9 protein-coding genes are annotated in these 4,573 nt (G+C 30.6%); all 9 read left to right on the top strand.

The window, feature by feature from the left end; all coding sequences use genetic code 11:
• Window positions 1-707: hypothetical protein (locus bsdtw1_RS23355; RefSeq protein ID WP_371874768.1), on the top strand; the 707-nt coding region annotated here is incomplete at its 5' end.
• A 176-nt stretch (window positions 708-883) separates the two neighbouring features.
• Window positions 884-1,132 carry a hypothetical protein gene (locus bsdtw1_RS23350; RefSeq protein ID WP_183280058.1) on the top strand — a complete coding sequence of 83 codons (249 nt, stop codon included), beginning with the start codon at window positions 884-886 and terminating at the stop codon, window positions 1,130-1,132.
• A gap of 166 nt (window positions 1,133-1,298) precedes the next feature.
• A complete protein-coding gene (locus tag bsdtw1_RS23345) occupies window positions 1,299-1,445 on the top strand; it encodes a hypothetical protein (RefSeq protein ID WP_183280057.1) in 147 nt (48 codons plus the stop codon).
• A 43-nt stretch (window positions 1,446-1,488) separates the two neighbouring features.
• A complete protein-coding gene (locus bsdtw1_RS23340) occupies window positions 1,489-2,052 on the top strand; it encodes a hypothetical protein (RefSeq protein WP_183280056.1) in 564 nt (187 codons plus the stop codon).
• Between the two features lie 92 nt (window positions 2,053-2,144).
• On the top strand, window positions 2,145-2,642 hold the full coding sequence (locus bsdtw1_RS23335; RefSeq protein WP_183280055.1) for a hypothetical protein: 498 nt from the start codon (window positions 2,145-2,147) through the stop codon (window positions 2,640-2,642).
• 2 nt (window positions 2,643-2,644) lie between these two features.
• The gene (locus bsdtw1_RS23330; protein WP_183280054.1) at window positions 2,645-2,890 is read left to right on the top strand and encodes a hypothetical protein; all 246 of its coding nucleotides are present in this window, start codon (window positions 2,645-2,647) and stop codon (window positions 2,888-2,890) included.
• A gap of 142 nt (window positions 2,891-3,032) precedes the next feature.
• Entirely contained in the window at window positions 3,033-3,179 is a 147-nt protein-coding gene (locus bsdtw1_RS23325) for a hypothetical protein (protein WP_183280053.1), read from the top strand.
• Between the two features lie 11 nt (window positions 3,180-3,190).
• Entirely contained in the window at window positions 3,191-3,916 is a 726-nt protein-coding gene (locus bsdtw1_RS23320; RefSeq protein WP_183280052.1) for a hypothetical protein, read from the top strand.
• Between the two features lie 312 nt (window positions 3,917-4,228).
• Complete coding sequence (locus bsdtw1_RS23315) at window positions 4,229-4,390, top strand: hypothetical protein (RefSeq protein ID WP_183280051.1); 162 nt, start codon at window positions 4,229-4,231, stop codon at window positions 4,388-4,390.
• Window positions 4,391-4,573 lie beyond the last annotated feature (183 nt).

Below are 4,573 nucleotides of genomic sequence, written 5' to 3'. Positions count from 1 at the left end.
TTACTAATAAGTGGTCAGGGTATCGGTATAACTATAATTTTAAGCTTGGTGAAGAACAATCTTTTTGGGTTGGTATATCTCATAATTCAAGGTTTGAACGTGATATTCATTCATGTAGAATTGAATTTAATCCTTCTAAAGTTGGAAAATTACAAGGTTTTAAAGCTATATATAATATGCTTTGGAATCGTGGTCATAAGCTTATGAAAATAGTTAGGTATGATTTAGCTATAGACTATCCTATTTTACGCTCTAGTTGTCACTTACTTAAGGATAATAGGAAGTATTGTGATATTAGGAATAGCTTAGAAGATAGAACTGAGTATTTGGGAACTAGGTCACATCATGGTCGAGTTAAACTTTATAATAAAATGATAGAAAGTAACCTTGACTATCCACTTACTAGACTTGAATTGACTATTGACGCTGATTTGAATTGCTATGATGAGATTAAAAGAATTTTTCCGACTGTATACGTTATAGACGATTTGCAATTGTGCTTTGATACTGAAAAATTGACTGGTACTGATAAAGTTTTATTTTTCTCGTGTCTTGATAATATGGACTATCTAAGTATGTTGTCTAGGAAGAAAAAAGAAAAGATCGTAAAAATGATGTCAACATATTTTACAACCTTCCAGTTTAACGAACAACAATATAATGTTATTACTAATGAATTATTAAATTATTATTCAATGCTAAATTAATTATAAATAAAATCTATTTTAATATCAATTATTATTTTTTTACTAAATTTGGGTATTACTATGTATTATGAAATGTAAATGTTGTAAAATGTTGTAATTTGTTGTATTCTTTTGGTTGAATTGGATAATACAATGTATTATTATAAAAATATAGAAATTTTGTGAGGTGTATGTAAATGAGATTTAATACAAGAATGATGTTAACTGGGATAAAGCAAGGCACAAATAATAAAACTGGACAACCTTATATTTTAATAACTGCCTTGGATAAAGAAGAAGGAAAAACAATGGATTTTTTATATAAGGGTACTACACCATTAGATTTTACTAAGTATGTTGCTTTTCAAGATTATGAGTTCGAGATTCAGGTATTCCATGGCAAGTATCTTAATTTAAATGTTGTTGATATTAGGCAAGCAAAATAATGACTGAGTATGAACAAAAATCTCTCGAACTTTTACAAAATATAGATACTCATATTGTATTCACTTATCATTGTATATTTTTTATTATACTAATGGTAATTGTAATAGTAAGTTATAACTTAATGTATAAATTTTTAAGCTATTTTAGGGGTTAGGGGGTGTCATTATGGTGACAATAACTGCTGATATGTTAAAACCTATAACAGATGCAATAAGTTCAAATTTGAACGTGTTACTTCCTGTTGGTATAACAATTATGGGCATTATGATAGGTGTTAGTCTTATACCTAGAATTGTCTATAAATTCCTTTAGTCCAAGCCCTTCGGGGCTTATTTTTATATAAGGAGGTTTGTTTATGAAAAAGTTTATTATTGTTTTGAGTTTTTGTATGATGATGTTTGGTGTTACTGCTTTCGCAAGTACTGTTCCTTTTACTGATATTCCTAGCTATTCAGATGTAAAGACTCAAACTGGTAAAGATGTCAATGGTTATTCGATATGGACTTATAATGGCATTTATCGTATTTGGTACGGTAATCCTCCGTACATGGATAATAGTTGGTTTTGGCCTAATACTTCCACTGTTTATGAATGTTATGAATGGAATGGTACTTCATGGACTTATAAAAGTGGCTTTAGTTCACCTAATGATTTTGCTATTGGTTCTTCAAGTGGTTCGTGGACTGTTCCTTATGCTACTATGAAAGTTACTAAGCAAGACGGTACTGTTTTAAATGTAGGTAATACGGCTTTTACGGTACCTCCGAAACCAGTGGCTCAGGTGGTTCAAGCGGGTCTTGGCAACCTGACGACGGGTTTTGGGGGACAATTAAAGGTTATTTTACCGATTGGAGTAACAATATTGGCGATTATGTTGGGGATAAATTTAATTCCACGATTAGTCCACTTGTACCTATAATAGGCGGTATTAATACTTGGTTAGAGAGTAATGATAATAAGATTACTAGTATTGGTCAATGGATAGTTGATATTGGTTCAGGTATTCGTAATTTGGCTACTGATATTGGTAATTGGTTCGTTCATAATGCTGAGAATTTTAATAATCTTATGGAAAATTTGGGTGATTGGTTTTCTAATATTGGTACTAATATTAAAGATTTGCCTAACTTGATCTTAGATGGTTTGAAGAATTTATTAGTATCTTTGTTTGTTCCTAGTGATAATTATTTTACTAATAATTTTAATTCTTTGAAAGATTCTGTTTCTAGTAAATTTGGCAATTCTGATTTGAATGAACTTAAACAACTTGGTCAAGTTGGTGGTAGTGTATCTACTTCAATGACTGCTGATTTGAAAGTTGGTGGTGTTTCTTTTACTGGTAAGGTTGTTGACTTCTCTTGGATTGATAAGTATATAGATACTATTCATGGTTGGGTTGCTGGACTTATGGGGATTATGTTATTGATTTATAACTATAGTCAGATTCTTTGGCTTATACGTGGTACTTCTCCTATTGTTACAAGTTCTAGTACATCTACGGAGGGTTAATTATGTTAATTGAATTGCTATTGAAACCTTTTTTCTCACTTTTAAATAGTATTGTTTATCTTTTACCTTCTAATAACTTTACTTCGCCTACTATGACTGGTATTTTTGATTTGCTTAGTAAAGGTTTGTATTTTTTTGGTTCTGCTACTTTTATTCTAGTGATTGGTAATATCACTTTTTGGTCGGTTGCTCATATTGCTTGGGCTATAATAGAGTGGGTTTATAAAAAGATTCCTGGCATAAATTAATGAAAAGATTAGCGACAAGCCCTTTGGGCTGTCGCTCTTTTATTTATGTCAATTAATGTCGATTTATTTATTTTGACTTTTTGTATTACAATGTATTACAATGTATATGTAAGGTAAATAAATATTTTTTCGGGGGTGTTATATGAGTTTGTTTGGTTTTGTTTGGTGTGTTTTCTTGGTTCTTGGTATTTCTTTAGTTTCTTTTGGTGTTCCTTTTTGGGGTTTCTGTGTTTATGTTCTATTTATGCTTTTTGTTTTTGGTTTTGTGGCTTATAAATATGGTTTTTAGGAGTTGATTTTATGAAAAAGAAAAGTATTAGAGAATTTATTAAGCAGCATAAGTTTCCGATTCTTATTGATTTATTAAAATGGGTACTTATTGATATTAGAAGGGCTATTAAATTTCCTAGACCTCCTCATTATTTTGGTATTCATTTAGTTGTTGGTCTTTATGGTCAAGGAAAAACAATGGCACTTACAGAGTATTTAGATAGATTAAGGAAAAAACATGGTCATGATATATATATAGCTACTAACTATTATTATCATGATGAAGATTTCCATATTACCCATTGGAAAGACCTTGTTAAAACTTATGATAAGACTATTATTTTTGGATACGATGAAATACAAAACGATTTTAATTCTCGTGATTATCAGAATTTCCCTACTGAGCTTTTGACTTTACTTACTCAGAATAGAAAGGGTAATGGTAAACAAGTTGTTGGTACTGCTCAACGTTATGGTCGTGTAGATAAAGTATTTAGGGAATTATCTCAATATGTTTGGAGTTGTCATACTGTGTTTGGTAGATTAACAAGTGTTAAGCAGTATGACGCTGAAGATTATGAAATGTTATTATCTACTCCTGACGTTAAAAAACGTATGAGAATTAGACCAGTTAAGAAGTGGAAGTTTGTTCAAGATGATGAAATAAGGAATCATTATAATAGTTATCAAATGTTAGAATCTGCTACTTCTAAGGAATATATAACTCAAACTGAAAGATATCAGAAATTAATCTAGGGGTGATCAAGTTGAATTATATGTGAACTTATAGGCTCGACGCCTAGTCGATAAGACGAACACTTTTCTTGGACTTCGTGTCGTGGGTTTAAATGAGTCGAAAATAGCTTTCTGTTGCTAGTCTTTGGGAATAGTCATTGTACTTCTTCTTTTAGAATAGTATAGCTAACCTTTCTCTCTATCAATAATTAACTTTTACGGACTTTATGTCCTTTCTATCTGATATTTGGTAATTATAACATCTGTGGAAGTTGCTTTTTATTGGTATTATTTAGTAATATAGTGTTATACTATGTGATTGGAGGTGTTACAATGTGTGAATATAAAGAGACTGTAATTACTCGTGTTTCTGAAACTACTAAGGAAGCTTTAATGAAGTTGGCTAAAGAAAAAAGTAAACAATTAGGTATAAAAGTTACTGTTAGTGATGTTGTTCGTTTGATACTTGATGAAAAATTAGGTGCTGACGAATAGCCCCAATATCTAATTAGGGGCTAAGTGATGTACTTTTGTACAAGGATTGTATTGTGGGGGTTATCAAAATGGATTCATTTTATAGTTTAGATAACCTCATTATAGATTTTGAAATGCGTCTTTCAGATACTCAAGAGTTGATGTTTGAATTTGGAACTTACAATATTGAGTGTGTTGAATGGA

Source organism: Clostridium fungisolvens, from assembly GCF_014193895.1.
Taxonomy (GTDB): Bacteria; Bacillota; Clostridia; order Clostridiales; family Clostridiaceae; genus Clostridium_AR; species Clostridium_AR fungisolvens.
The sequence above is the reverse complement of the archived record's forward strand: the minus strand, read 5'-3'. Positions and strand labels throughout refer to the sequence as shown.

What these genes read in the sequence shown, in the direction of transcription:
- bsdtw1_RS23350 (WP_183280058.1), top strand. Translation starts at nt 884, where the DNA reads ATGAGATTTAATACAAGAATGATGTTAACTGGGATAAAGCAAGGCACA.
- bsdtw1_RS23345 (WP_183280057.1), top strand. Translation starts at nt 1,299, where the DNA reads ATGGTGACAATAACTGCTGATATGTTAAAACCTATAACAGATGCAATA.
- bsdtw1_RS23340 (WP_183280056.1), top strand. Translation starts at nt 1,489, where the DNA reads ATGAAAAAGTTTATTATTGTTTTGAGTTTTTGTATGATGATGTTTGGT.
- bsdtw1_RS23330 (WP_183280054.1), top strand. Translation starts at nt 2,645, where the DNA reads ATGTTAATTGAATTGCTATTGAAACCTTTTTTCTCACTTTTAAATAGT.
- bsdtw1_RS23325 (WP_183280053.1), top strand. Translation starts at nt 3,033, where the DNA reads ATGAGTTTGTTTGGTTTTGTTTGGTGTGTTTTCTTGGTTCTTGGTATT.
- bsdtw1_RS23320 (WP_183280052.1), top strand. Translation starts at nt 3,191, where the DNA reads ATGAAAAAGAAAAGTATTAGAGAATTTATTAAGCAGCATAAGTTTCCG.
- bsdtw1_RS23315 (WP_183280051.1), top strand. Translation starts at nt 4,229, where the DNA reads ATGTGTGAATATAAAGAGACTGTAATTACTCGTGTTTCTGAAACTACT.